The sequence below is a fragment of the Curtobacterium sp. MCLR17_036 genome, from assembly GCF_003234445.2.
GTDB lineage: Bacteria > Actinomycetota > Actinomycetes > Actinomycetales > Microbacteriaceae > Curtobacterium.
This window is the reverse complement of sequence record NZ_CP126269.1, coordinates 1,222,165-1,248,450: the sequence shown is the minus strand read 5'-3', so window position 1 is coordinate 1,248,450 and position 26,286 is coordinate 1,222,165. Positions and strand designations below refer to the sequence as shown.

The 26,286-nt window shown below is 73.2% G+C and carries 20 protein-coding genes and 1 tRNA gene; 3 read left to right on the top strand and 18 right to left on the bottom strand.

All coding sequences use genetic code 11. The features are described 5' to 3' along the window. Nucleotides 1-9: 9 nt before the first annotated feature. On the bottom strand, nt 10-2,136 hold the full coding sequence (locus DEI99_RS05905; RefSeq protein WP_181434329.1) for a DEAD/DEAH box helicase: 2,127 nt from the start codon (nt 2,134-2,136) through the stop codon (nt 10-12). A gap of 816 nt (nt 2,137-2,952) precedes the next feature. Further along, a complete protein-coding gene (locus DEI99_RS05900) occupies nt 2,953-4,197 on the bottom strand; it encodes a phosphotransferase enzyme family protein (RefSeq protein ID WP_146247052.1) in 1,245 nt (414 codons plus the stop codon). Nucleotides 4,198-4,277: 80 nt separating this feature from the next. On the opposite strand from DEI99_RS05900, the gene DEI99_RS05895 reads away from it, so the two are divergent. Further along, on the top strand, nt 4,278-5,339 hold the full coding sequence (locus DEI99_RS05895) for an FUSC family protein (protein ID WP_111040654.1): 1,062 nt from the start codon (nt 4,278-4,280) through the stop codon (nt 5,337-5,339). A gap of 257 nt (nt 5,340-5,596) precedes the next feature. Here DEI99_RS05895 and DEI99_RS05890 read toward each other — a convergent pair whose 3' ends face one another. After that, complete coding sequence (locus DEI99_RS05890) at nt 5,597-5,896, bottom strand: hypothetical protein (protein WP_181434330.1); 300 nt, start codon at nt 5,894-5,896, stop codon at nt 5,597-5,599. 229 nt (nt 5,897-6,125) lie between these two features. Here DEI99_RS05890 and DEI99_RS05885 point away from each other — a divergent pair, with 229 nt between their 5' ends. Further along, nucleotides 6,126-6,803, top strand: a complete 678-nt coding sequence (locus DEI99_RS05885) for a response regulator transcription factor (RefSeq protein ID WP_071257435.1) — start codon at nt 6,126-6,128, stop codon at nt 6,801-6,803. After that, complete coding sequence (locus DEI99_RS05880; RefSeq protein WP_111040656.1) at nt 6,800-8,284, top strand: sensor histidine kinase; 1,485 nt, start codon at nt 6,800-6,802, stop codon at nt 8,282-8,284. The genes DEI99_RS05885 and DEI99_RS05880 overlap by 4 nt, the downstream gene beginning before the upstream one ends. Before the next feature lie 6 nt (nt 8,285-8,290). Here DEI99_RS05880 and DEI99_RS05875 read toward each other — a convergent pair whose 3' ends face one another. From DEI99_RS05875 to rpmA, 15 genes are all read right to left on the bottom strand, one after another. Beyond that, a complete protein-coding gene (locus DEI99_RS05875; protein WP_111040657.1) occupies nt 8,291-11,704 on the bottom strand; it encodes an error-prone DNA polymerase in 3,414 nt (1,137 codons plus the stop codon). Nucleotides 11,705-11,726: 22 nt separating this feature from the next. After that, on the bottom strand, nt 11,727-13,355 hold the full coding sequence (locus tag DEI99_RS05870) for a DNA polymerase Y family protein (protein WP_111040658.1): 1,629 nt from the start codon (nt 13,353-13,355) through the stop codon (nt 11,727-11,729). After that, complete coding sequence (gene imuA', locus DEI99_RS05865; protein ID WP_258369186.1) at nt 13,352-14,179, bottom strand: DnaE2-dependent mutagenesis accessory factor ImuA'; 828 nt, start codon at nt 14,177-14,179, stop codon at nt 13,352-13,354. The genes DEI99_RS05870 and imuA' overlap by 4 nt, the downstream gene beginning before the upstream one ends. Nucleotides 14,180-14,401: 222 nt before the next feature. Further along, nucleotides 14,402-16,696, bottom strand: a complete 2,295-nt coding sequence (locus tag DEI99_RS05860; RefSeq protein WP_111040659.1) for a hypothetical protein — start codon at nt 16,694-16,696, stop codon at nt 14,402-14,404. Nucleotides 16,697-16,758: 62 nt separating this feature from the next. Continuing rightward, nucleotides 16,759-18,300: an anthranilate synthase component I family protein gene (locus DEI99_RS05855; RefSeq protein WP_111040660.1), complete on the bottom strand. Its 1,542-nt coding sequence runs from the start codon at nt 18,298-18,300 to the stop codon at nt 16,759-16,761. Then, complete coding sequence (locus DEI99_RS05850) at nt 18,279-19,202, bottom strand: aldose 1-epimerase family protein (RefSeq protein WP_111040661.1); 924 nt, start codon at nt 19,200-19,202, stop codon at nt 18,279-18,281. The genes DEI99_RS05855 and DEI99_RS05850 overlap by 22 nt, the downstream gene beginning before the upstream one ends. A 111-nt stretch (nt 19,203-19,313) precedes the next feature. Next, nucleotides 19,314-19,389: transfer RNA gene (locus tag DEI99_RS05845), tRNA-Ala, on the bottom strand. Nucleotides 19,390-19,496: 107 nt separating this feature from the next. Beyond that, a complete protein-coding gene (gene rsfS / locus DEI99_RS05840; RefSeq protein WP_071298188.1) occupies nt 19,497-19,871 on the bottom strand; it encodes a ribosome silencing factor in 375 nt (124 codons plus the stop codon). 130 nt (nt 19,872-20,001) lie between these two features. Then, nucleotides 20,002-21,399, bottom strand: a complete 1,398-nt coding sequence (locus DEI99_RS05835; protein WP_111040662.1) for a hypothetical protein — start codon at nt 21,397-21,399, stop codon at nt 20,002-20,004. Further along, complete coding sequence (gene nadD / locus DEI99_RS05830) at nt 21,396-21,995, bottom strand: nicotinate-nucleotide adenylyltransferase (RefSeq protein ID WP_071257384.1); 600 nt, start codon at nt 21,993-21,995, stop codon at nt 21,396-21,398. The genes DEI99_RS05835 and nadD overlap by 4 nt, the downstream gene beginning before the upstream one ends. Nucleotides 21,996-22,006: 11 nt before the next feature. After that, on the bottom strand, nt 22,007-22,207 hold the full coding sequence (locus DEI99_RS05825) for a hypothetical protein (protein ID WP_071257365.1): 201 nt from the start codon (nt 22,205-22,207) through the stop codon (nt 22,007-22,009). A gap of 40 nt (nt 22,208-22,247) precedes the next feature. Further along, nucleotides 22,248-23,513, bottom strand: coding sequence for a glutamate-5-semialdehyde dehydrogenase (locus DEI99_RS05820; RefSeq protein WP_284180965.1), 1,266 nt, complete (start codon nt 23,511-23,513; stop codon nt 22,248-22,250). A 49-nt stretch (nt 23,514-23,562) separates the two neighbouring features. Continuing rightward, the gene (gene proB, locus DEI99_RS05815; RefSeq protein WP_071257357.1) at nt 23,563-24,381 is read right to left on the bottom strand and encodes a glutamate 5-kinase; all 819 of its coding nucleotides are present in this window, start codon (nt 24,379-24,381) and stop codon (nt 23,563-23,565) included. A 7-nt stretch (nt 24,382-24,388) separates the two neighbouring features. Then, a complete protein-coding gene (gene obgE / locus DEI99_RS05810; protein WP_111040664.1) occupies nt 24,389-25,924 on the bottom strand; it encodes a GTPase ObgE in 1,536 nt (511 codons plus the stop codon). Between the two features lie 110 nt (nt 25,925-26,034). After that, entirely contained in the window at nt 26,035-26,286 is a 252-nt protein-coding gene (rpmA, locus tag DEI99_RS05805; RefSeq protein WP_071257351.1) for a 50S ribosomal protein L27, read from the bottom strand.

Genomic DNA, 26,286 nt, shown 5'->3' with positions numbered 1-26,286 from the left:
CGCCGCGCGCTAGCCCCCGAGCGCCTCGGTCAGCAGCGCCACCATCGCGTCGAGCTGGATGTCGCCGGAGTCGACGACCTCTTCGTCCGATCCGTCGAGCGCACGGGCGGCCAGGGACGCCTTCGAGTCGATGAGCTCGGCGATCTTCGTGTCGATCGTCTGCGCGGCGATGATGCGCCACGCGGTGACGGGCTCTTCCTGCCCGATGCGGTGCACGCGGTCGATCGCCTGGGTCTGCTCGGCGCTCGTCCACGACAGCTCGGCGAGCACGACGTTCGACGACACCTGCAGGTTGAGGCCGACGCCCGCCGCGGTGAGCGAGCAGACGATGACGGCGACGTCGGGGTCGTTCACGAACGCGTCGATCTCGGCCGTGCGCTGCGCCGGGGTCTGGTCGCCGCGGATCGTGGCGGTGCGCAGTCCCCGGCGGGCGAAGACCTCTTCCGCCTGGTCCATGACGTCGAGGTGCTTCGCGAAGAACACGACCTTGCCGACGTTCGAGGCGAGCTGTGCCGCGTAGTCGGCCGCGAGCTGCGCCTTGGCGCGACCGATGCGGCGGACCATCGAGAACACGTTCTCGCCGGTCGACGAGGCGTCCTGGTCCTCGAGCTCCCAGCGTGCGACCTGCCGGACGAGCTTGTGGTCGATGCCGACGACCGGGTCCTGCCCGGTACGGGCGTCGAGTGCCTGGTGGTAGCGACGGACGAGCTTCGCGGTGAGCTCGCGCTCGGCGTCGCGGATGGAGCGGCCCTCGTCCCCGTCGAGCTCGACGGGGATGTCGGCGATCCGGCGGGCCGGGATGTCCGCGGCGACGTCGACCTTGCGACGTCGGACGATGCCCTGGTCGATGACGGCACGGCGGGCCTCGACGAAGAACCCGGGGTCGGCCGGCGTCAGGCCGATCTCCTCGAGCTCGTTCATGAGCTTCGCGCGCGGCTTCTTGTCGTCGATCCAGCCGAGGTACTCCCAGATGGTGCGGAAGTCCTCGACCGAGTTGATGAGCGGCGTACCGGTCAGCGCCATGAGCAGCGGCGCGGCGGTGCGCTGCCGGATGCGGTCGGCGATCTGCAGCACGAACCGGGCGCGCTGCGAGTCCTTGTTCTTGATGAAGTGCGCCTCGTCGACGACCATGCCCTTGAACCCGAAGTTCCCGAGCCAGCCGGCGTGCCGGTCGAGGATCTCGTAGTTCACGATGACGATGTCGGCGAACCCGTCGAGGTCGTTGCCGTCCCCGTGGATGACCGTGGCGCGGTGGTTCGGCACCCAGCGCTCGGCTTCACGCGCCCAGTTCGTCTTGACGACGTTCGGCACGACGACGAGCAGCGGGAACGCGTTCGCGGCGTCGGCGGCGAGCAGCGACTGCGCTGTCTTGCCGAGGCCCGGCTCGTCGGCGAGCAGGAACGTCCGGTGCCCCTGCGACGCGGCGGCCACGAGTTCGGCCTGGTGCTTCATGAGCGTGGTGCCCGAGCGCGAGTGCAGCGACGTCGGCTCCGGCAGCGGCATCGACGCCGCTCCCCCGCCCGCGCCGTACTCGAACGACTTGAACAGCGGGCCGAACAGCTCCCAGTTCGCCAGGCGACGCGGGTGCGCGACGGGCTGGTCGGCGAGGGCGAAGTCCGGGGCCATGAAGGGGTTGGCGAGCTGGCGCTGCACGACGGCCTGCGGCACGACCGCGCGCACCGGCGTCTCGACGATGGGAGCCGGTTCCGCCGCGATCACGAGGTCCTCCGGCTGCAGCTCCATGCCGCCGGCGATCATCATGTCGCGCTTCACCGCGCGGGTCGCCTCGGAGACCTGCACCTCTTCGGCGAGGAGCTGGATCACGCTGGTGTCCCGCGCCGCCGTCTTCGCCAGGATCGTCGCCACGCCGTCGAGCCGCTTGAGCTGCTCGGCGCGCTGCGCGTCGGTGAGGTCGGTGTCCGCCTTCACCCGCGCGCGCTCCTCACGCATGAGCAGGGCGACGGCCTGGAACTTCGTCCGGTTCGACGCCTTGAGCGGTCCGCGCTGCGCCGCCGCCTCGACCTCGCGCACCGCGCGGGCGAGGACGGGGATCACGCCGTCGTTGTCCAGCGGCCGGGTGCGGCGTGACGCGGTCCGCGTCCCGCCGGCAGCTCGCCGGGTGCCTGATCGAGCCAACGCTCCTCCTGTTCCGCCCGTTCGTGCGGGCGAGCCGCCCGTGGGCGGGAAGTCCTGCACCGGCGCCCGTCGCGGCTCCGGTGTCTCCGCGGGCCACCGTGGCCCGCCAGTACGCCGGTCCCCGCATCGGGACGTCCGGTGGACTCCCGCAGACCGTTCCACCGCGAGCGCCTGCTCGGCACCGGGTGCGACGGTCCGCGCCGGGATCCGGCGTCGTCACACGCACGCGACGCCCCCAGGAGGCGGTCACGGCCCGGTCCCCGCGTCGGTCAAGTGACCGACGGCTGCGTCCGGAATCGACGCGGCACGCGGGAACGCGGTGCGTGCGCGGTCAGTTTACTCCCGGACCCCCGACGGAGGCGACCGGCGCGCCACCCGCGCGCGTCGCACCCCTGTCTGTCGCGATCACTCCGCGAGAGCGACAGCTCCCCGCGAACGTTCTGCGTGCGCCTGTCGCGTTCGCGACGGAGTCCCCTGGCGCCGGACGGGAGGCCCGTGTCCGCCCCGCCCCGCGCCTCCTGACCGCCACCGGTCGCGACCACACCGCGAAGGCGACAGGTCCCCGCGAATGTTCCGCGTGGTCCTGTCGCATTCGCGACAGAGTCCCATGCGCCGGACGGGAGGCCCGTGTCCGCCCCGCCCCGCGCCTCCCGACCATCACCGGTCGCGACCACCCTGCGAAGGCGACAGGTTCCCACGAACGTTCCGCGTGCACCTGTCGCGTTCGTGACAGCGTCCCCGGCCACCGGTCACGATCACCCCGCAGGGGCGACATCTTCCGGCTGCCGTTCCGCGTGTGTCCGTCGCTTCCCCGGGTCAGACGCGCGGTGCCGACCGCGGCCGGACCGTGCCGCCGGACGGCAGGACCGGGGACGCCTCGGCCAGGGCAGCACGGGTGGCGGCCAGCAGCTGCTCGGCGGTCTGGATCCCGTTCGCCGAGCCGGTGGTGGCCTGGCCACCGGCGTGGGCGAGCAGCTGTGAGCCGATGGCGGGCCCGATGCGGTCGGACTCACGCGGGTTGCGGGCCACCCAGTCGCGGGCGATCGCATCGGCGAGGCGTTCGGCGGCGGCCCCGCGGTCGGCGTCGCCACGCGAGCGGTGCCACAGCCCCGTGACCACGAGGTGCGCGACGACCGCACCGATGTCCCGCACCGGGAAGCCCCAGCCGGCGGTGTCGATGTCGAGCAGGCCGGAGATCCGCCACGGCTCGTCCTCGTCGACGAAGACCTGCTCGAGGTGCAGGTCTCCGTGCACGACCTGCTTCGTGGCGTTCGTCCACCCGATCGACCGGCGTCCGATGGCGTCGTACAGGCGGTCGATCTCCTCCGCGTCCTGCGGCAACGCCGTGACGAGCGTGCGGCGGTGCCAGTCGGCGTGGTCCATCGCGTCGGCGCGGGCCTGCTGCGTCATCGGGACGGTCGCCACGCGACCGCTCAGGGCGGCGAGCGAGGCGACGAAGCGCGGGTCGTCGGCGATGTCGAGGATGCGGCTGCCGGCCGGCACGCCGCGGATCCGTTCGAGCACCAGGAGCCCGTCACCACGGCTCGACAACACCCGCGGGACCGGCAGCCCCGAGGCGACGAACTGCTCGTGCGACTCGACGATCGGCGCGACGCGGTGCGGCCGGACGACCTTGAGGAAGACGGTGCGCTCGGGGGCGTCCACCCGGACGACGGCGCGCTTGCCGGGTCGGTAGGCCGCGACGCTGAGCACCGGGTCGGTGACGGGCATGCCGAGCGTCGTGAGCAGCTCGGCCACGGCGTCGCGGTAGGTCACCTGCGCGAGCACCGGCAGCCCCGGGTCGTTCGGGTAGGCCCACACCGAGACCGGCTCACCCGTCGTCGGGTCGGTGACGATGGCGCTGTTCTGGTCGTGCGTGCCGCCGGTGTCGACGTAGGTCAGGACCGTGGCCGGCTGGCCGTTCCGGTCGACGGTGTCGACCTCGTAGCCGTACAGGTAGCCGTTGCCGGAGGGCTCGACCGAGTGCGCCCGCGCGGCCACCACGGAGGTCCCGGAGCCGGCGAAGGCCTGCGGGATGACGCGCTCATGGTTGGGCCACACGACCACAGTCAACCGTGTCCGGGCGTTTTCGTCGCGTTCGTGCACGGCTCGGCGTGCGGGCCGTGGCTAGCGTGGTCCGTGTGAACCCGGTCGCGCGCCTCCGCAGCTCCAGTCGCACGCCGTTCCTGCAGGTCGTGAAGACCGCCGTCGCGGTGGTCGCCGCGGTGCTGCTCTGCCGGATCGTCATCGACGGGCCGTTCCCGACCTTCGCCGCGATCGCCGCCCTGCTCGTGGTCCAACCGAGCATCAACCAATCGTTCGTCAAGGGCCTTGAACGCAGCGCCGGGGTCGTGCTCGGCGTCGTGCTCGCGACCGGCTTCCACCTGCTCTTCGGCGACGCCGTCTGGGTGGTGCTGCTCGTCATCGTGCTCGCGATCCTCATCGCCTGGGCCCTGCGGCTGACCCCGACGTCGGCGACCCAGGTCGGCATCAGTGGCATGCTCGTACTCACCGCCGGGGTCGTGACGCCGAACTACTCGGCGGACCGGATCCTCGAGACCGTGATCGGCGCGGTCGTCGCGCTGGTGGTGAACGCCCTCATCGTGCCTCCGGTCCTGCTCGAGCCCGCCCACCTGGCCGTCGCACGCCTGGCCCGGGACACCGCCGCGGCCTTCGAACGCGTCGCCATCGGACTGACCGAGGGGTGGGACCACGATCGCTGGCACGAGGCCCTGGTGCGGGCCCGCGCGCTGCGGCAGCAGCACGCGAAGGCCGAGGCGTCGCTGAACGCCGCACGGGAGTCCCTGACGATGAACCCGCGCGGCGGCCGCCACCGGACGATCCTCGACCGCGACGTCGTCATCGCCGAGCACCTGCGGGTGCTCGTGACCCGGGTCACCGGCATGACCCGCGCGATCCGGGACACCACCGCACCGGACCTGCGCGCCGACCCCGTCGTCGGCGGCATCGCCACCGAGGTCGCCCGGATCGGGGCCGACGTCCGGGCGCTCAGTGCCCGCGTCGAGTCGACACGGCTCGACCCCTCCACCGCCGCCACCGACCCGGTGCCCGAGGCGGTCGAACCGGCGCTCACCGCTCCGCTCGAGGTGGTCCGACCGAACTCACGGCACTGGGTGCTCATCGGCGCCCTGCTCGAGGACATCCGGCGCGTGCGCGAGGAACTGCTCGGCGAGGACGACTGAGCCGCACCGGTCGTGCGCCGGCCGGTCGGCCTGACCGCTCTGTGTGCCCGGCGGCTTGCACGACCGCGCTGCGCGGCCGGGCGCGCGCGGGCCCTTCTGCGGGCCGGGCGTGTACGGGCCGCTCGTGCGTGTGCGGGCCGCTCTGCGGGCCGGGCGTGTACGGGCCGCTCGGCTCAGCCGGGCGTGTACGGGTCGCTCTGCACGGCCGGGCGCACGCGGGCCGCTCTGCGCGGCCGGGCGTGCACGGGTCGCTCGGCTCAGCCGGTCGTGCACGGGTCGCTCGTCGCCCAAGCCGCCGCGGCCGCGGTCTTCACGACGTCGCCCCAGATGACCGCGGCCGGGACGGCGTCGTCCGAGCCGGGCAGCCCGACACCGGCGTAGCGGTCGATCTCGGCGACGACGGCCTCGGAACCGACCGCGCGGGCCGCGCGGCTCGCGACGTCCGGCACCGCGGTGCGCAGTTCCGCCACGACGCGGTCGCGCGGAGCGTCCTCGAGGTCGCCGAGCGAGCCGATGCCCTTCCACGCGGCGTCGAGCTCTGCTCGCAGCCGCGCCATGGCCGGATGGTCGGTCGAGTGGTCCATGGTGCTCCCCCGTTGCAGCGGCCGACGCTTCGGGCCACGTCCGCCGCTGCGCGAGCCTAGCAACGAAGGGTCTCCGGCCTCACGACCCACGAACGCGGGACAGACCGTTCCGCCCGCTGCTGTGACGAGATTCAGCGACTTCGGCCCCGAGAGCGGACCCGGGGGCCGGTTCGATGCCACGATGGGTCCGAGGAGGTCCACTATGCGGCTGTTGGTGGTCGAGGACGACGACGAGATGCGTGCCCTGATGGAGCGCGGTCTCGCCGCCGAGGGGTACCGCGTGACGGCGGTCGAGAACGGGGTCGAGGCGCTCATCGCCCTCGGCGAGCAGGCCTTCGACCTCGCGGTCGTGGACGTCATGATGCCGGGGATGTCGGGGTTCGAACTCGCACGGCGCATCCGTGAGCGCGAGGACCCGGTCCGGATCCTCCTCGTCACCGCCCGCGACGCGGTCGACGACCGGGTGTTCGGACTCGACGCCGGTGCCGACGACTACCTCACCAAGCCCTTCGCCTTCGCCGAGCTCACGGCCCGCCTCCGCGCGCTCGGTCGGCGCGAGTCGGCCGGTGCGCCCCGCACGATCGAGGTCGGTGACGTCTCCATCGACTCCGAGGCCCGCCGCATCGCCATCAAGGGCCAGCGCGTCGCCGTGAGCCCCACCGAGTTCTCGCTGCTCCGACTGCTCGCCCGCTCCGCCGGCACGGTCGTCGACCGGCCGAAGATCCTCGAAGAGGTCTGGGACGGGTCGCAGCACGTGGACCCGAACGTCGTCGAGCAGTACATCTCGTACCTGCGCAAGAAGCTCACCGCGCACGAGGCGACGGTCGCCATCGCGACGGTCCGCGGCCGCGGCTACCGGCTCGACCTCATCGGGGCGTGAGCGGGCCCTCTGCCACGTCGGCGCCGGAGCCTCGGCGCCGCGGCCCGGTCCGGCCGCTCCGCCTGCTGTCCCTGCGCGCGCGGATCACGATCGGCTCGACGGCGATCGCCGCGGTCGTCATCGTCCTGCTCGTCCTGGTGATGCGCTTCCAGGTGGTGAGCGTCGTCGCGAGCGCCACCCGCACCCTGCTCGACGCGGACGCCGACCCCTACGTCGCGACGCTCGAGGTCGACAGCGACCCCGACCTGTCGCCGCCGGGCAACCTGCAGCTCGTCGCCGTGGTCTCCCCCGAGGGCGACATCGTGCTGTCGACGATGCCGAACCGGGTCGAGCGCGCCCTCGGCAGCCTCACCTCGACCGCAGCCGGCACGTCGATCATCCGGGTCTCCGGCTCGGAGTACCGGGTCGTCGTCGAGCACCCCGTCAACGAGGTCGGCCGCTGGACGGTCGTCGCCGCACGCAACTCGCAGGCCGAGGCGATCGTCGTCGACGACCTGACCTCGACGCTCTCGCTCACCGGGGTCGCGATCCTCGTCGCCTTCGGCATCGCGTCGTGGGTCCTGGCCACCGCTGCACTGCGCCCGGTGAACCGGATGCGCCGCGAGGCCGAGCGGCTCTCCGTCGCCCCGGAGCGCGCCGAGCTGCCCGTCGGACCGGCCCAGGACGAGCTCGCCTCGCTCGCCACGACGCTCAACGCGTTCCTGGCCCGGACCCGCCAGGCCACCGAGCGGGAGCGGCAGATGGTCTCGGACGCGAGCCACGAGCTCCGCACCCCGCTCGCCATCCTCACCACGCAGCTCGACCTGGCGTCGCTCGACGGTGACGACGCCGCCGCCCTGGCCGCGCACATCGAGCGCGCCAAGCACAGCGTCGCCCGGCTGTCCCGCCTGGCGAACGACCTGCTCGCCCTGTCGCGGATCGAGGAGTCCGAGCGGCGGGAGCAGGACGGCGACCGGCAGCCGGAGACCGGCTGGTCGGACCTCGGCGACGAGGTGATGGCCGCCGTGGACCGGGTCCGCCTCATCGCCTCGGCGAAGGACGTCACGGTCGACTTCGACCTCGAGGCACCGGCGACCGGCGGCGACACCGAACCGCGCTACCGCATCGACACCGGCGGCATGGCGCAGCTCGTGACGAACGTGGCCGGCAACGCCGTCGCCGCACTCCCCCGCGGCGGTGGCGTCTTCGTGTCCTGGCGCAGTACCGACGGCGAAGGCGTCCTGCAGATCACGGACGACGGGCCGGGGGTGCCGGAGTCGTTCATCCCGGTGGCCTTCGACCGGTTCACGCGTCCGGACGAGGCGCGGACCTCGCGGGCGAACCCGGACCCGACCACCGGCGCGATCCCGATGCCGGGCGGCTCCGGACTGGGCCTCGCGATCGTGCGCGCCGTGGCCGAACGTGCCGGTGGGACCGCCGCCCTGCGGAACGTCCGTTCCGGGGGGCTCGAGGTCACCGTCCGCCTGCCCGAGGTCGAGTAGGGCCGCTCACTGGAAGTCGCGGGACCGGGTGCGGACCGCGAGCGGCAGGTGCTCGATGCGGTCCGCCACCAGGTTCACGACGCCGTCCGGTGAGCGCTCGAGGATCCCCCGGACGACCACCGCCGGCGATTCCCGAGCCACCCGCCGGTACCGGCCCCAGACCCCGACGCTGCAGATCACGTTGACGAGCCCGGTCTCGTCCTCGACGTTCAGGAACGTGATGCCCGAGGCCGTCGCGGGTCGCTGACGGTGGGTGACGATGCCGCCCACCTCGACACGACGCCCGGTCTCGGCGGTGGCGGTGTCCTGCACGGTGAGCACGCGTCGGGCGGCGAGCCGGTCACGGACGTGTCGCACCGGGTGGTCGTCGGTCGTCATGCCCGTCGACCACATGTCGGCGATCAGGACGTCGCCGCTGGTCATCTGCCCGAACAGCGGCGGCTGCACCACCACCTGCGTGTCCGGCAGCTGGTCCGGCCGCTCGGCCGCGGCCTGCGCCGCCGACCACATCGCCCCGCGACGGTCGATGTCGAACGGCGCGAAGGCGTCCGCTGCGGCGAGGGCCTCGAGCTGCGCCGTGGTGAGCCCCACGCGGCGGGCCAGGTCGGACATGTCGGTGTACGGGCCGTGCGCGTCGCGTTCGGCGACGATCTTCTCGGCGGTCTTCCGGCTGAGCGACGCGACCTCGGCGAGCCCGAGCCGCACCGCGAAGGCGCCGTCGCGACGGTGCTCTGCGGTGTCGTCCGGGAGCGCCTTGTCGAAGGGCAGCACCGGCGGCTGCTCGGTGGCGAGGCAGGCGTCCTGCCCGGTGGGATGGAGGGAGCCGTCGGGCAGCGGTTCGAGCGTGGCGTCCACGCCGGAGCGCAGGATGTCCGGTCGCAGCACCTGCACGCCGTGCCGTCGGGCGTCGGCGACCAGGGTCTGCGGCGAGTAGAAGCCCATCGGCTGTGCCCGCAGCAGGGCCGCCAGGAACGCTCCCGGGTAGTGGAGGCGCATCCAGGCGCTCGCGTAGACGATGAGGGCGAAGCTGATCGAGTGGCTCTCCGCGAAGCCGAAGTTCGCGAACGCCTGGATCTTGGCGTAGATCGCGTCGGCGTCCGCCCCGTGGATGCCGTTGTCCGCCATGCCCGTGTAGAGCGTGTCGCGGAGCCGGTCGATCTTCTCGTGCCCGCGCTTGGAGCCCATCGCCCGCCGCAGCAGGTCGGCGTCGTCACCGGAGCAGTTGCCCACCGCGATCGCCATCTGCATGAGCTGCTCCTGGAACAGGGGCACCCCGAGCGTGCGTTCGAGCACCGGCTCGAGCGCCGGGTGCATGTACGTGATGGGTTCCTCGCCCGTGCGGCGGCGGATGTAGGGGTGCACGGCGCCGCCCTGGATCGGCCCGGGGCGCACCAGGGCGACCTCGATGACGAGGTCGTAGAAGCGTCGCGGGAGCAGCCGGGGCAGGGTGCCCATCTGCGCGCGGGACTCCACCTGGAACACGCCGACCGTGTCCGCGCGGCAGAGCTGGTCGTAGACGCCCTGCTCCTCCTTCGGGATGGAGTGCATCTCCCAGCGCTCCCCGCAGTGCTCCGCCGCCAGGTCGAACGAGTACTGCAGCGCGGCGAGCATGCCGAGGCCGAGCATGTCGAACTTCACCAGGCCCATGTAGGCGCAGTCGTCCTTGTCCCACTGCAGCACGGTGCGGCCGTCCATCCGGGCGTGCTCGATCGGCACGACCTCGCCCACCGGGCGGTCGGTGAGCACCATGCCGCCCGAGTGGATGCCGAGGTGCCGGGGGAAGCCGAGGACGTCGCTCGCGAGACCGACGACCTCGGGCGGGATGTCGTGGTCCTGGCTCTCGGTCACCGACCCCCACCGCTCGACCTGCTTCGACCAGGCGTCCTGCTGACCGGGACTGTGCCCGAGCGCCTTCGCCATGTCCCGCACGGCGCCCTTCGGCCGGTAGGTGATGACGTTGGCGACCTGCGCGGCGTTGTACCGGCCGTACTTGTCGTAGACGTACTGGATGACCTCTTCGCGCCGGTCGGAGTCGAAGTCGACGTCGATGTCGGGTTCCTCGTCGCGCATCGCCGACAGGAACCGCTCGAAGGGCAGTCCGTAGCGGATGGAGTCGACGGCGGTGATCTCGAGCAGGTAGCAGACCGCCGAGTTCGCCGCGGACCCCCGCCCCTGGCAGAGGATCCCGCGCCCACGGGCGTACTGCACCATGTCGCGCACGATGAGGAAGTAGCCGGGGAAGTTCTTGTCCTCGATCACGGACAGCTCGCGCTCGATCCGTTCCCGCTTGTGGGGCTCCACCCCGTCGGCGCTGCCCGGGTAGAAGCGTCGCGCACCCTCCCAGGTGAGCTCGCGGAGCCAGGACATCGCGGTGTGCCCGTCCGGCACGTCGATGTCGGGCAGCCCGGGCTTCGCCGTGCGCAGCCGGAACCCGAGTTCGTCGGCCAGGGCGACGGTGTTCTCGATCGCCCCCGGGTACCGCCCGAACCGGCGGGTCATCTCAACGCCGGAGCGCAGGTGCGCGGTGTCTGCCGCCGGCAGCCAGCCGTCGATCTCGTCGAGGCTGCGCCGGGCGCGGACCGCCGCGAGTGCCGTCGCCACCGGGAAGCGGTCCGGGGTGGCGTAGTGCACGTTGCCGGTCGCGACCAGGGGCAGCGCGTACCGCTCGGCGAGCGTCGCCAGGGCGTCGTTCCGGGCGCTGTCGAGCGGGTCGCCGTGGTCGAGCAGTTCCACCACGACGTTGCCGGTGCCGAACCGGTCGAGCAGCACGCGCAGGGCGGTCTCGGCCGCCGGCTCGCCGCCCTGCTCGAGCGCCTGCCGGACGGTGCCCTTCCGGCAGCCGGTCAGGACGCGCCAGTGGCCGTCCGCGCGCGCCGCGAGCTCGTCGAGGTCGTACCGCGGGCTGCCCTTCTCGGACCCGGCGGCGAGGTGCGCGCTCGTCACCGCGCCCGCGAGCCGGTGGTAGCCGTCCTGGCCGTCGGCGAGCAGCAGCAGGTGCGACCCCTGCGGGTCGGGCACGCCGTTCTGCGGCTCGGTCAACCCCAGCGAGAGCTCGGTGCCGTAGACGGTGCCGACCGCGGGGTACGCCTCGGCGACCTCGGCCATCCGGGCGGCGCCGTAGAAGCCGTCGTGGTCGGTGAGCGCGAGGGCGTGCAGCTGCAGCCGGGCAGCTTCCTCGAACAGGTGCTCGGGCTGGCTCGCGCCGTCGAGGAAGCTGAAGGTCGAGTGCGCGTGCAGCTCGGCGTACGGCACCACGGGGGCGTCGTCGGTGTCGAGCGTCGTCGGCACGTACCGCTCACGCTTGCGCGACCACGCGGGGCTGTCGCCGCCGTCGCCGTCGTGAGCGGTGCCGGGGCTCCGCTTGTCGGACAGGGCGCGCTCGAACTGCGACCACGGGATGGCCGGGTTGCTGTAGCCCATCAGGTCCTGCTCTCGGGTCGGTTCACGTGGCGATCGCCTCTGCCCACCAGCGGTGGTCGGCGAGCACCAGGTACCAGGCACGCCCCTCGGCGTCGACGAGCTGCAGCCGGTGCAGTCGGCGTCCGCCGGACTCCCACCAGCGCACGACGAGCGGCCACGGCCCCGCCCACGCGGTGACCGCCGAGAACCCGCCCCCGCGGTCGCCCTCGGCGCGGAAGTGCTCCGGCGGACCGGACAGCGCCCCGCGCTCGTCGACGTCGACGCTCGCGCCGCCGGTGGTGACCACGTCGACCGGGCGGGGACGTTCGAGGACCGTGGCCGGCGGCGGCCCCGGCAGCCTGCCCGGCCACGGGCGGTCGCGCACGGTGGCCAGCGCGCGCTCTCCACCCGCGGGCGCGTCGCCCCACGGGACGAGCACCACGCGCTCCGACAGGGTGCGACCGCCGCCGATCCTGGGGCTGACGACACCGTCGTGGCCGACCATGCCCTGGATGCGGGCGAGCCCGTGGTGCACGCGTTCGTCGGGGCCGGCGCCCCACAGCCCGCGCTCGTGGTTCGCCACGTCGTCGACCGCGACGGGTTCGAGCACGACCGACGTGACCGGTGCCTCGAGCCCGGTCGGGTCGACCCCGCCGGCGAGCTGCCACCGCACCCGGTCGACCACGTCGGCGGCGTCGAACCAGCGCGGGTGCGCCCAGGTGCGTTCGAGCAGGACGTCGCGTTCGTCGACGATCCCGACCCGGATCGTCGTCGCGACGAGTCCGGCGGCCCGGAGCCGGGCGTCGAAGTCGTCGGCGGAGCGCCGGAACGCGAAGGCGATCTGGTCGGCACGGTCGAGCGGCGGCTCGAAGGACGCCTCGACCCGGAGTTCGGGCGGGACCTCGCGCGCCGCGACCTCGCGCGGGTCGCGGCCGCCGGCCAGCCGGTGCAGGAACGCACCGGCCACCCCGAAGCGGTCGCGGACCTGCTCGTCGCTGAGCGCCGCGAAGTCCCCCAGCGTGCCGATGCCGAGCCGGTCGAGCACGGTCGCGAGCTCGGGGTCGCCGAGGACGCCGAGGGGCAGGTCCGCGAGGAAGTCGGCCGATCCGGACACGGGCACGATCCGCACGCGTTCCCCGGGGCGGAGGGGTCGCGCGCGTGCCGCCTGCTCGGCAGCGAACGGGGTGTCCGCCACCCCCGCCCGCACCGCCGGCGCGCCGTGGTCGGCTGCGATCCCGGCGAGGGTGGCCGCCGCGGCGCGTTCGCCGCCGTAGTACCGCGCGGGGCCGCGCGAGCGCAGGGCGAGAGTCCCCGGCCGCACGACCTCGACCCCCGGCACGGCTGCCTCGACCGCACGGATGACGGGTTCGAAGGCGCGGTGGTCGAGGGCGTCGTCGTAGGGCTGCACGACGAGTTCCGTGCAGCGCGCCTGCGCCTCGCGCACGCGGAGCCCCCGGACGACGCCGTGCTGCCGGGCCGAGGCGGAGCTCGCGAACACGAGTCCCTTCGACACGACCGCGAAGGGCTGCTCCGGGGGCTCCCCGGCGGCGCGGGCAGCCGCGATCACCGGCCAGTCCGGGCACCAGAGCACGATGGTCCGGGTCGGGGGCGGTTCCGGCACGGCACCGCCGCGGGCGATCGCGTCGGCGCGGATGCGACCGCGGGCGATCACGACGCCACCGCCACCGGGCGCAGGACCCGTCCGTCGCCGGAACCGACCGACGGCACGGGGACCGCGGCGCGGACCGCTCCGTCCGCAGCGGGCAGCAGCAGCTCGGTGCTGGTCGGGCGCACCGCACCGGCTCGCCCGGTGGCCGTCACCGTGGCGCGGCGCTCGGTCAGGTGGCCGTGCCCCTGCCCGATGCCGCTCCACGTCGAGGACGTGACCCGGAGCGTGACGTCCGCTCCGGGCCAGGCGCCGAGCGCGACGAGCGCGCCGCCCCGCTGCCGCAGCCGGGCGGACAGTCGGGCCACGTCCCCGGGGACGACCCGGCCGAGCGGCCGGGTGAGGACGATCTGCGCGACGTCGGCCATCGCCGCCGTCACCGCGAGCCACTGGTCGCCCGGGTCGGGGACGAGCACGAGCCGTTCGAGGTCGATCCCCGCGGCGGCCGCGGCTTCGACCCCGAAGGACGGCACACCCACCACCGCGCACCACGCTCCTGCAGCCGAGGCCGCCTGCAGCATGGTCATCGCGAGCAGCACGGACTCGGGCACGGCGTACGTGCCACCCACGCGGATCGCCCCGCCGGGCAGCAGCGGTTCGAGGGCCGGTGCCGTGGGCAGCCCGGCGGTGTCGACCCGGGTGGACTCCATGTCGGCGACCCGGGAGCGCAGCGACGTGATGCGGTCGAGGGCCGCGCGGGCGTCGCCGAGGTGGTCGTTCCCCCGCCGTACACCACCGCCGCCGCCGCGTGCTGCACCGTTCCGCCCGCCCCGGTCGGGGGCGGGCGACCGGAGTGCGGCGGCCGTCTGCATGCCCTCATATTCGAACATGTGTTCGATGATGTCAACCGCGTCCGACATCCGTGGACAGCGCTGGTCGAACACGCGTTCGACACGCCGTGACCGATCCGACGAAGCACCGATCGAGCGCCGACGACGTGCCCCATCCTGCCCGGGACGGCCGACACGCACCCCGGGCAGGACAGCGCCGGCCACCCCCGTGACGAGGGTGCCCGGCGCGTCAGACGGACAGGTGCGTCAGTCGCGGGGGCGTCAGCCCGCAGCGACCCGGAACGTCACGTCGACCGTGGTCGGCGCGCCACCGCCGGTCGGGGTCTGCGTGATCCACAGACGATACTCGTCGTTGCCGAGGTCGAAGTCCGCCGGCACCGACCACGTGCCGTCCTCGACCGTGGTCGTCGCCACCTGGCGGCTCGACCCCTTGACCACGATCTGCGCGCCCTCGGCACCGGTGCCCTCGAACACCGGACGCTTCGACGTCACCGTCGACCCCTCGGTCGGCGCGGTCACCACGACCGGCGCGACGGCGGCGTGCCGCACGGTGAACGAGACCTCGACCGTCGTCGGCGCTGCGCCACCGGTCGGGGTCTGCGTGACCCACAGGCGGTACTCACCGTTCCCGAGGTCGAAGTCCGCCGGCACCGACCACGTGCCGTCGGCCACGGTGGTCGTCGCCACCTGACGGCTCGACCCCTTCACCACGATCGTGGCACCCTCGGCACCCGTGCCTTCGAACACCGGACGCCTCGACGTCACCGTCGACCCCTCCGTCGGCCCGGTCACCACGACCGGCGCGACGGCGGCGTGCCGCACGGAGAACGACACCTCGACCGTCGTCGGCGCTGCGCCACCGGTCGGGGTCTGCGTGACCCACAGGCGGTACTCACCGTTCCCGAGGTCGAAGTCGGCCGGCACCGACCACTTGCCGTCGGCCACGGTGGTCGTCGCCACCTGACGGCTCGACCCCTTGACCACGACCGAAGCACCCTCGGCACCCGTGCCCTCGAACACCGGGCGCTTCGACGTCACCGTCGCCCCCTCGGCCGGCGCGGTCACGACCACCGGGGCCACCGGGGCATCGTCCTCCGAGGTGAACCCGATGTCCTGCATCACCGACGTCCGCCCGTCCGGGGTGGTCTGCGTGAACGTCAGCTCGTGCGAGCCGGCAGACAGGTCGGCCTCGGCGGACCAGCTGCCGACACCCGCCTTCGCACCCGAGGCCTCGACCGAGAACAACTCCGTACCGTCGGCGTCGCGCGCGGTGACCGTCGCACCGGCCTCCGCCCGACCTGTGAACGTCTGCGGGCCCGGCACGAAGGAGTTCTCGTGGTCGGTCACCCCGTCGACCGACAGCAGGCGCGGCAGGGCGGTCCGCTCCGAGATCGTGCCGAACTGCATCGTGGCCATGTCGACCTGCTGGTCGGTGTACTCGGACCCGATCGTGTACGAGAACCCGCCGTCCGGCGACGTCCCCGCGACGACGCGGTCACCGTGCATGAACCAGATAGCCCCGGGCGCGTGCGGGTCGCCGGTCACCATGATGCGACCGTCCGGCAGGTTGAAGACGTCCCGCACGGTCGGTGCGGCGATCGACGCATCCACCGGCGCCGCGGCGAGCGACACCGCGACGGGGGTGGACGTACCGGAGAACGTCCTCGCGGCGATCGTCGCGGGTCGGCCGACGAGGCGGGCGGGGACGTCCACGACGAAACGGCCTTCCACATTCGCTTCGGCAGTGAACTCCTCGTCACCGACGGTGACCACCGCAGTACCCGCGACGGTTCCCTGCACGAAGAACTGCCCACGAACGCCGCGGTCCACGACGTCGACCGTCGGCGGCGCGATCGTCTCGTCGGACGCGGGGAGGAAGGACACTCCGCGCATGGTGGTCGTCGCACCACCCCGAACGGTCTGCGTGAAGTCCACGACGTGCGCTTCGTCGGACAGGTCCACCTCTGTGGCCCAGCGGCCTGCCGCGGTCTTGGACGTCGGCACCTCGGTGGAGAAGAGTTCGGTGCCGTCGGCGTCCTTCGCCGTGATGGTCGCCCCGGCGGTCGCGGTGCCGGCGAACGTGTGGCGCCCCGGGACGAAGCGGACCACCGACTTGGTGACGTCGTCGACCTGCAGGGTGCGGGGCAGTGCCACCGGCGCGGAACGGAGGACCTCGCCGTCGACCGTGCGCGAGGCGACGATCGTGAGCGGGGTGTCCTTGAACCGGGCGGGGACGGCGATGGAGAACAGGCCCGATCCCCCCGGCCACGCCGTCACGACGGTGTCGCCGTCGAGGACCTCGACCCGGTCGGTACCGGCGGAACCGAGCATGCGCTGTGTGCCGTTCGGGTCGGTGTCGATCCTCTGGACGACCGGCGCGGGGATGCCGGCCTGCACGGATCGGGCGGTCGTGTCGGGGCTCGACGCCGGCGCCGGGGTGCTGGTGGCGACCGACGCAGGGGCCGCGACGGCGCCGGACGCGCCGATCGTGCAGCTCAGGCCGACCGCGATGACGACGCCGAGCGTCGTCAGGTGTGCTGTGCGTGGGATTGCCAAGTGTGACTCCTCGATGTGGGGACGCCGCAGAACGCGACCCGGGCATCGTAGCGCACCGTATTTCACATATTGACAGTCCAGGATGTGCTCGCACCGACCGCCCCGAGCACCGACCGCGTCTTCGTCTCGACCTCGTCCGCCTCCTGCGTCGCGTCCGACGACCACGTCACCGCTCCCCCGGCGCCGAGCGTCCGCGACCGGACGACGCCGTCGGTGTCCACGACCGTCACCAGTGTCCGGATCACCACCGAGAGGTCCACCGCCCCGCTCGCCGAGAAGTACCCGATCGCCCCGGAGTAGACGCCGCGCGGTGCACGCTCGAGCCGGTCGGCGATCGCCGTGGCGCTGGACTTGGGCGCACCGGTCATCGACCCGGGCGGGAAGGCCGCGCGCACCACCTCCGCCCGCGACGTGCCCGTCGGCAGCCGCGCGCCGATCGTCGACACCAGCTGGTGCACGCTCGCGTAGGTCTCGACGTCGCACAACCGCTCGACGTGCACCGAGCCGGGCAGCGCCGTCCGCAGCAGGTCGTTCCGCAGCAGGTCGACGATCATCACGTTCTCGGCCCGGTCCTTCGCACTCGCCGAGAGCTCGGCCCGCACGGCCGCGTCCGCCGCGGGGTCGGCGACGCGGCGGCGCGTGCCCTTGATCGGCTCCGCCGTCACCGCCCCGTCGGCGTCGATCCGCAGGAACCGTTCCGGCGACCGGCTCGCCACGCGCAGCGTGCCGAGCCGCAGGTAGGCACCGAACGGCACGGGGTCCGACGCGCGCATGCGCAGGTACTCGACCAGGTGTGGGTCCGTGCCGGGGGCGACCCGGCCCTCCCGTCCGCCCGTCAGGACGAACGTGGTGGTGAGGCACACCTGGAAGGCGTTGCCCTCGCGGATCTCGGCGCGGCACGCGTCGACCGCGTCCTCGTAGGCGGCGCGGCCCACACGGCCGGTCGCCGTCCCGGCCGGGAGGCCCGTGGGCACGTCCCCGGGACCGCCCCCCGTCGACGACGTGGGCACCGTCCGGAGCCACGCCCGGTTCGACGCACTGGCCGCCGGTTCCGCGTCCGCGACGAGCGCGAGCGCCCAGGCGACCCCGGCTCCGGCTCCGGCCCGGTCGACCACGACAGCGCGATCCACGAAGCGCAGGTCGGCGTCGGGGTGACCGTCGGCGGTGCGGTCGGGGCCGCCGGACTCGCGGCCGAGCTCGTAGCCGAGGAACCCGGTCCAGCCGAGCGCGAAGCCGCAGCCGTCGACCGGTTCGGGCAGCACGGGCGTCGCCGCCAGCAGGTCGGCGAGCACGGCGAACGCCGGGCGGTCACCGGACCACGACCGGCCGAACCAGCGTGCAGCGGGTGCGGGGACCGCGACGTGGGCCCGTCGCGCCTCGTGCCGGAAGCGTGTCGAGAACGGGCCGTCGGTCCAGGCGAGCACCGACCAGCGGGCCCGTGGGCGTGCGGTGTCCGGGGCACCGTCCGGCAGGGACGAATCGAGCCAGACGACGTCCGCGGTCGACGCGGCGGCGAGGGCGGCGAGGTCCGGAACGGCACCGAGTCGACGGACCTCGATGCGGACGGTCCGGTCGGACCCGGTCAGACCGCGGCGATCGTCCATGCTGCGGCGTGCGCCGACCCCGGGGCCAGGACGACCAGGCCGCGGTCGACGCCGTCGTTGAAGGCATCGGGGGCGCACGTCATCGGTTCGACGGCGAGTCCGGCGCGGTGGTACGCGGGGACGACGTGGTCCGCCGTGTGCACCTGGACCCACTGGCACGCAGCGTCGAAGGCGACGCGCACCCCGTGGCCGTCCGCAGCGGTGACCGTGACGGCGGCGAGGCCGTCCGCGTCACGGTCGAAGCCGGTGAAGGCGTGGTCGATGAAGCGGTCGCCGATCAGGGTGGGGGTGCGCAGGTCGAACTCGTCGTGCACGGGCACCAGGTCCGTCGGGATGAGTCGGTCGGGGGTGACCTCGAGCACCTCGGCGGCCGGCAGCGTGAGCGTCCAGTCGTCCACCGTGCCGTCACCGGCCACCAGGTACGGGTGCGGCCCGGTGCCCCACGGGGCGTCGTCGGCACCGGTGTTCGTGCCCGTGACCGTCGTGTGCAGGCCCTCGGCGTCCAGGCGGTACTCGACGTGCACGTCGACGCGGTGCGGGTACCCCTGCTGCGCAGGGATCGTCGTGCCGAGCAGCACCCGGTCGTCGTCGTGCGCGAAGACCGCGAAGTCGGTCCAGGCGACCAGCCCGTGCAGGGCGTGGTGCCGCGCCGGTTCGGTCAGGGCGAGCTCGTGATCGACGCCCCCGGACGTGTACGTGCCGTCGACGACGCGGTTCGGCCACGGCGCGAGCACGGCGCCGCGGAACACCGGACGGACCTCGTCGGCGTCGAACGGGACGACCAGGTCGCGCCCCTCGTGACGCAGGGTGCGCAGCGTCGCTCCGACCGAGGCGACGTCGGCCGTGTACCCACCGGCGGTGATCGTCAGCGGAGTACCGGACAGGGGCGCGTCGTTGCTCATGCGCTCAGCGTATCGGCCGGGATCGCACCCGAGCGCCGCCGACGGGCCCCTGTGGAGAACGCGTCGTGGAACGACGGAACCCCCGCCGTTCCGGGGAACGACGGGGGTTGTTGGTGGATCTGAGGGGACTCGAACCCCTGACCCCCTGCATGCCATGCAGGTGCGCTACCAGCTGCGCCACAGACCCGGAAGGTGTTGCTCCGTGCCGACCGGTTCCCCGGAGGCACCAGTTAAGCGTACACCATGCGAACGCCGGGTGACGAAATCGCAGCCGTCACCCGGGCGCGTCGCCGGTCAGGCGGTGTGGTCCACCGGGAGCTCGAGCGGGATGGTCGGGCAGTCGGCCCAGAGTCGCTCGAGCGAGTAGTACTGGCGGTCCTCGTCGTGGAAGACGTGCACGACGATCTCGCCGAAGTCGATGAGGATCCAACGGCCCTCGCTGCGGCCTTCGCGCCGGAGGGTCTTCGCCCCGAGCTCGAGGAGACGTTCCTCGACCGCGTCCGCGATCGACTGCACGTTGCGTTCGTTCCGACCGGTCGCGAGCAGGAACACGTCCGTGAGCTGCAGCGGCCCGGTGACGTCGAGCGCGACGAGGTCCTCGGCCTGTTTGGCGTCGGCCGCGAGTGCGGCGGCCTGCACGAGTTCCAGTGCGCGGGTGGAGGCGGTCACGGATTCCTTCCGGTCGTCGAACCGACGGTCGTCGGCTCGCTTGATGGGTCCCGATCATAAGCCACCCCGCCGACACGCGGCCAGGCCGCGGCCGACGGGGCGTCGGGACCGGTGGTCGGGGACGAGGGCGTCAACCGCCCATGTGGGTCGTCAGCAGGGCGACGATGATGACGCCTGCCGCAGCGATGCCGACGCCGCCGACCGCGAGCCCGAGGATCACCGGGGTGCGGGACTCCTTCGGCTTCGCCGCCGCGAGCACGACCTGACGCGTCGAGGTGTGGCTCGACACCGCGCGGCTGGCGCGGACCGGGCTGGCGTCCGTCTCGGGCTGCTCGTCGTGCTGCTCGAGCAGGCGGTCGACCTCGGCGCCGTCGATCGGACGGTGCGACCCGGTCGAGGACAGCGACGCCGGCAGGTCGATCGACCCGGTGAGGATGACCTCGCCCGTGGCGTTCAGGGCGCCGGTCGGGTCGGCGAGGGCCGAGTTCGGCAGGATGATCGCGTTGGTGTTCGTCACCGCGACCCGGCGGGCACCGGTCTCCTCGTCGTGGACCTCGGAGTCGTTCGAGTCGTGGGCCTGCTGCGACCAGTGACCGGTGGGCGGCGCGAACGCCGTCGTCACCGGCTTCGGCTCGGTCGGGCGCTGCGACGCCACGGGTGCGTCCTCGGTGGCGGCGGCAGCGGGCAGCGGGACCTCGTTCGTGTCGTCGTCCTCGGCGTCGAGCGAGAGCGGGAAGACCGCGGGCGTCGACGCGGTCTGCACCGGCGGCAGCGTCACGGCGGGGGTGGCGGACTGCGGTCGCGGTGCGGCGTCGTCCGACGTCGACTCGTCGGCAGCATCGCTGTCGGTGTCGTCGTCAGAGTCCTCGTCGGCGGCGGCCGCGTCGGTCGTGTCCGCCGGGGCGGCGACGGGCGTCGCGGCATCGCCGTCGGCCTCGGACGGCGGCGACCACGTCGACCGGTGGCGGCGGGGCTCCTCGGCGTGCGCGGCGGCCTCGTCGAGGGGCTCGAGCGCGTCCGGCGACCCGTCGGCCTCGGTGGCCTGCGCCACGGCGGCCTGGTCGAGCACCGGGGACGGCTCGGCGGTGTCGGGGGTGCTCCGCTGCGCGGTGCCCGGGTCGATGGTGTCGACCGAACCGAGGACGTCCTCGACCGTGCGGTCGGACGACTGCGGCGTCGGGTTGCGGAGCGGGACGGGCTGCACGGCCTGGCTCTCGGCGGCACGGAGCTGTCGGAGCTGGCGGCGCGTCAGGCCCCCGCTGCCCGGGACGATGTCCGTGGCGGAGTCCGGCGGGAACGGTGGGACACCGGGAGCCGACGAGGGCGTGCCCGGAGCGGACGACGACGGTGCCGCGCCGGTCGGCGCCGGCGCGGCGTGGGAGCCGGGCCGGGCACGGTCGGTGGTCGACCCCTCGGGGGCGGCGACGGTGGGCGGCGGCGTCACGGGCTGCGAACCGGCTGCTGCGGCACGCTCCCGCTCGCGCGCCTGGCGCCGCGACAGGGGCGGCTGCGCGTCGGACGAACTCATGCAACGCTCCGATACAGATGGTGCTTCGAGATGTACTGGACGACACCGTCGGGGACCAGGTACCAGACGGGGTGTCCACGCCTCACCCGGTCACGGCAGTCGGTGGACGATATCGCCAGCGCGGGGACTTCGAGCAAGCTTACGTCCCGTTCGGGCAATCCGGTGATGCTGAGGGCGTGTCCCGGACGCGTCACGGCGACGAAGTGCGCGAGGTCCCACAGACCATCGTGGTCTTTCCAGTCGAGGATCTGCTGAACGGCGTCTGCGCCGGAGATGAAGACGAGCTGCGCGTCCGGCCGCTGCTCGTGCAGGTCGCGGAGCGTGTCGACCGTGTACGTGGGGCCCGGCCGGTCGATGTCGACCCGGCTGACGGTGAACATCGGGTTCGACGCGGTCGCGATGACCGTCATCAGGTACCGGTGTTCAGCGTCGGTGACGCCGGACTTCATGTACGGCTGACCGGTGGGGACGAAGACGACCTCGTCCAGGTCGAACGCGCGCGCCACCTCGGACGCCGCGACCAGGTGGCCGTGGTGGATCGGGTCGAACGTGCCACCCATCACCCCGATGCGCGGCCGTCCGGTGCTCTCGAGCATCGGGTCTGCGGTCAGTGGTCGGCGCGGCCGAACTCGTCGACGCCCGACTCGTGGTGCCGGGTGGCCTCGAACTTCTGGGAGTGGCGGTAGGCGACGTCACGGAAGCTCCAGGTGACGAAGCCGAGGAAGATGAAGAACAGCGCGCCGACGAGCGGGAAGACGAACGCGGGGGCCCCGGAGGCGTGCTCTGCAGCTTCAGCGAGGATGGTCATCGTTCGTGCTCCGTTCGGTCGGGGAAAGACGCCGCTCAGTCTAGCCGCGGATCTGGCCCTGCCCGCGCACGATCCACTTCGTGCTCGTGAGCTCCGGCAGGCCCATCGGCCCGCGCGCGTGCAGCTTCTGGGTCGAGATGCCGACCTCGGCCCCGAAGCCGAACTCGCCGCCGTCGGTGAACCGTGTCGACGCGTTCACCATCACGACCGCGGAGTCGACCGCCGCCAGGAACCGCTCGGCGGTGTCGACGTCGTTCGTCACGATCGACTCGGTGTGGTGCGTGGACCAGCGGGCGATGTGCGCCATCGCGGCGTCGACGTCCGGCACGACCCGGATCGACAGGTCGAGGTCCATCGACTCGGTCCCCCAGTCCTCGTCGGTGGCGCGGAGCACCCCGGGGACGATCGCGCGCGTGGCGTCGTCGCCGCGGAGCGTGACCCCCGCGGCCCGGAGCCGGTCGGCGAGCACCGGGAGCAGGCGCTCGGCGGCCTGCTCGTGCACGAGCAGGGTCTCGAGCGCGTTGCAGACGCTCGGGCGCTGCACCTTGCTGTTCAGCACGATGTCGACCGCGCGTCGGACCGGGGCCGACGCGTCGAGGAAGACGTGCACGACGCCCGCACCGGTCTCGATGACCGGCACCTGCGACTCGGTGACGACGGTCTGGATGAGCGAGGCGCTCCCCCGCGGGATGAGCACGTCGACGAGCCCGCGGGCGCGCATCAGCTCGGTGGCGCCGGCGCGGCCGAACTCGTCGATGGTCTGCACGAGGTCGCGCGGCAGGCCGACCGAGGCGACGGCGTCCTGGATGCGCGCGACGAGCACGGCGTTCGTCCGCTGCGCCGCCGAGCCACCACGCAGCACGACGGCGTTGCCCGACTTGAGCGCCAGCGAGGCGATGTCGACCGTGACGTTCGGACGGGCCTCGTAGATCGCGCCGACGACGCCGAACGGCACGCGCACCTGGGTGAGCTGCAGGCCGTTCGGCAGCTGCGACCCGCGGACGTGCTCGCCGACCGGGTCGGTCAGGCCGACGACGTGCTCGACCGCGGCGGCGAGCGACTCGATCCGGGCGGGGTCGAGCCGCAGGCGGTCGACGAGCCCGGAGGACAGGCCGCTCTCCTCGCCGGCGACGAGGTCGCCGTGGTTCGCCGCGACGATCTCGGCCGTCGCGGCACGGACACCGGCGGCGATCGCGAGCAGGGCGGCGTCCTTGACCGCCGTCGTCGCCGTCGCGAGGGCCGACGACGCGGCACGGGCCGCGACGAGCTTGTCGGTCAGGGTCGGGGCGGTCGCGGTGGTGGACATGCACCAAGGATAGGTCGGCGCACACCGACGTGACGGACCCCGCCGGCGGTCAGTCGCGGGGTGCTGCCGCGAACCAGGTGCCGACGTGCTCGCCCGCGAGCGCCCGCTCGACGAGTGCCGTGGCGGTCACCAGGACGGCGGTGCCGGCCTCTGCGGCGAGACGGGCGGCGGCCACCTTCGTCCCCGCTCCCCCGGTGCCGACGCCGGCGGCGCCGATCGAACCGAACGTGACGCCGGCGAGCTCGTCGCCGAGCGGGACCTCGTCGATGCGCTCCGCGCCCGGCTGCTCCGGGGGCTTCGTGTACAGCGCCTCGACATCGGACAGCAGCACGAGCGCGTCGGCCCCGAGCAGCCGCGCCACGAGTGCGGCCAGCCGGTCGTTGTCGCCGAACCGGATCTCGTGGGTGGCGACGGTGTCGTTCTCGTTGACGATCGGCAGCACCCGCAGGGCGAGCAGCCGGTCGACGGCGCGCTGCGCGTTCGTCCGGTGCGTCGGGTTCTGCAGGTCGCCGGCGGTGAGCAGGATCTGCGCCGCGACGACGCCGTGCCGGTCGAGCTCCTGCTGGTACCGGTACATGAGCACGTTCTGCCCGGTTGCCGCGGCGGCCTGCTGCGTGGCGAGGTCGTCCGGTCGGCCCTCGAGCCCGAGGAACGGGAACCCGGTGGCGATCGCGCCGGACGAGACGAGCACGACCTCGGTGCCGCGCCCGTGCGCCGCCGCGAGGGCGTCCACGAGCGCGGCGATCTGCCCGGTGTTGTCGCCGCTGACCGAGGACGAGCCGACCTTCACCACGATCCGACGCGCACGCGGGATGTCCGCACGCGTCGTGACGCGTCCCGGCCCGGTGCCGGCGGTCGTCTCGGTCATGCGGCGGTCAGCCCCGGTCGTCGGTGGTCGTGTCGGCGGGCTCGTCGTCGTCGGCCCAGAGACCGGCGATGCGCTCCTGCTCGAGCTCCGCGCGGGCGGCGGCCTTGGCGTCCATCCGCTCGAAGTACTCCTCGCGGCGTTCGTTGCGGGTCGGCCGCGAGGTCGCCCCGATGCGCGCGTCGGTGCCGCGGGCACTCGTGATGAGCTCGGCGGTCGAGGTGAGCGTGGGCTCCCAGTCGAACACCATGCCGCCGTCGCCGCCGATGACGACGGTCGACCCGGCGACGGCACCGGCCTTGAACAGGCCGTCCTCGACGCCGAGCTTGGCGAGCCGGTCGGCGAGGAAGCCGATCGCCTCCTCGTTCGTGAAGTCGGTCTGCTGCACCCAACGCTCCGGCTTCGCGCCGCGCACGCGGTAGAAGCGGTGCTCCTCGCCGCCCTCGGCGCGGACGGTGAAGCCCTGGTCGTTGACCGCGCGCGGGCGGATGACTATGCGCTCGGGCACCGGCTCGGCGGCGCGTGCGGCACGGCCCTGCTCGACGACGTCGGCGAGGGCGAAGGTGAGCTCGCGCAGTCCCTTGCGGGACGCGGTGGAGATCGGGAAGACGCGGTAGCCGCGCTCCTGCAGCTCGGCGGTGACGAACTCGGCGAGCTCCTCGGCCTCGGGCACGTCGACCTTGTTGAGGGCGACGAGCTGCGGGCGCTCGAGCAGCGGCACCTGGCCCTCGGGCACCGGGTAGCGCTCGAGTTCGCCGAGGATCACGTCGAGGTCGCTGATCGGGTCGCGGCCCGGGTCGAGCGTGGCGCAGTCGATCACGTGCAGCAGGGCCTCGCAGCGCTCGACGTGGCGGAGGAACTCGAGACCGAGGCCCTTGCCCTCGGACGCGCCCTCGATGAGGCCGGGGACGTCGGCGACGGTGAACCGGCTCTCACCGGACTCGACGACGCCGAGGTTCGGCGTGAGGGTCGTGAACGGGTAGTCCGCGATCTTCGGCTTCGCGGCGGAGATCGCGGCGATGAGCGAGGACTTGCCGGCGCTCGGGAACCCGACCAGGGCGACGTCGGCGATGGTCTTCAGCTCGAGGCTGACGTCCCCGGCCCAGCCCTCGGTGCCGAGGAGCGCGAACCCGGGGGCCTTGCGCTTCGTGGTCGACAGCGCGGCGTTGCCGAGGCCGCCCTGGCCACCGGGCGCCACGACGACGCGCATGCCCGGCTCGGTGAGGTCGGCGATGACCTCGCCCGACTCGTCGTACACGACGGTGCCGATCGGCATCGGCAACTCGAGGACCTCGCCGCTGACGCCGCTGCGCATGTCGCCCATGCCGGGCTGCCCGTTCTTCGACGACCGGTGCGGCGAGCGGTGGTACCCGAGCAGGGTCGTCACCTGCGGGTCGGCCACGAGCACGATGTCGCCGCCGTCACCGCCGTTGCCGCCGTCGGGCCCGGCGAGGGGCTTGAACTTCTCACGACGGACCGACACGCAGCCGTTGCCGCCGTTCCCCGCGGTGAGGTGCAGGGTCACGCGGTCGACGAATGTCGCCATGGGTCCACTCCTGGAAGGTCGTCGCGCCACCGGCGCAAATGAAAAACGGAGGGGCGGGCACTCGGCCCGCCCCTCCCGCTCAGAACGAGCGCAGATCAGATCGTCGTGACTTACGCGTTGACGATGTTGATGACCTTGCGGCCACCCTTGGTGCCGAACTCGACCGAACCGGCCGAGAGGGCGAACAGCGTGTCGTCGCCACCACGGCCGACGTTGGCGCCGGGGTGGAAGTGGGTCCCACGCTGGCGGATGATGATCTCGCCGGCGTTGACGACCTCGCCACCGAAGCGCTTCACGCCGAGGCGCTGAGCGTTCGAGTCACGACCGTTGCGAGTGGAACTCGCACCCTTCTTGTGTGCCAT

Bases quoted from the DNA above. Each gene is read 5' to 3' on its own strand.
- DEI99_RS05825 (WP_071257365.1), bottom strand. From the start codon at position 22,207: ATGACCATCCTCGCTGAAGCTGCAGAGCACGCCTCCGGGGCCCCCGCG.
- DEI99_RS05820 (WP_284180965.1), bottom strand. From the start codon at position 23,513: ATGTCCACCACCGCGACCGCCCCGACCCTGACCGACAAGCTCGTCGCG.
- obgE (WP_111040664.1), bottom strand. From the start codon at position 25,924: ATGGCGACATTCGTCGACCGCGTGACCCTGCACCTCACCGCGGGGAAC.
- rpmA (WP_071257351.1), bottom strand. From the start codon at position 26,286: ATGGCACACAAGAAGGGTGCGAGTTCCACTCGCAACGGTCGTGACTCG.
- proB (WP_071257357.1), bottom strand. From the start codon at position 24,381: ATGACCGAGACGACCGCCGGCACCGGGCCGGGACGCGTCACGACGCGT.
- nadD (WP_071257384.1), bottom strand. From the start codon at position 21,995: ATGCTCGAGAGCACCGGACGGCCGCGCATCGGGGTGATGGGTGGCACG.
- imuA' (WP_258369186.1), bottom strand. From the start codon at position 14,179: ATGTTCGAATATGAGGGCATGCAGACGGCCGCCGCACTCCGGTCGCCC.
- DEI99_RS05885 (WP_071257435.1), top strand. From the start codon at position 6,126: ATGCGGCTGTTGGTGGTCGAGGACGACGACGAGATGCGTGCCCTGATG.
- DEI99_RS05835 (WP_111040662.1), bottom strand. From the start codon at position 21,399: ATGAGTTCGTCCGACGCGCAGCCGCCCCTGTCGCGGCGCCAGGCGCGC.
- DEI99_RS05850 (WP_111040661.1), bottom strand. From the start codon at position 19,202: ATGAGCAACGACGCGCCCCTGTCCGGTACTCCGCTGACGATCACCGCC.
- DEI99_RS05855 (WP_111040660.1), bottom strand. From the start codon at position 18,300: ATGGACGATCGCCGCGGTCTGACCGGGTCCGACCGGACCGTCCGCATC.
- DEI99_RS05890 (WP_181434330.1), bottom strand. From the start codon at position 5,896: ATGGCGCGGCTGCGAGCAGAGCTCGACGCCGCGTGGAAGGGCATCGGC.
- DEI99_RS05875 (WP_111040657.1), bottom strand. From the start codon at position 11,704: ATGGGCTACAGCAACCCGGCCATCCCGTGGTCGCAGTTCGAGCGCGCC.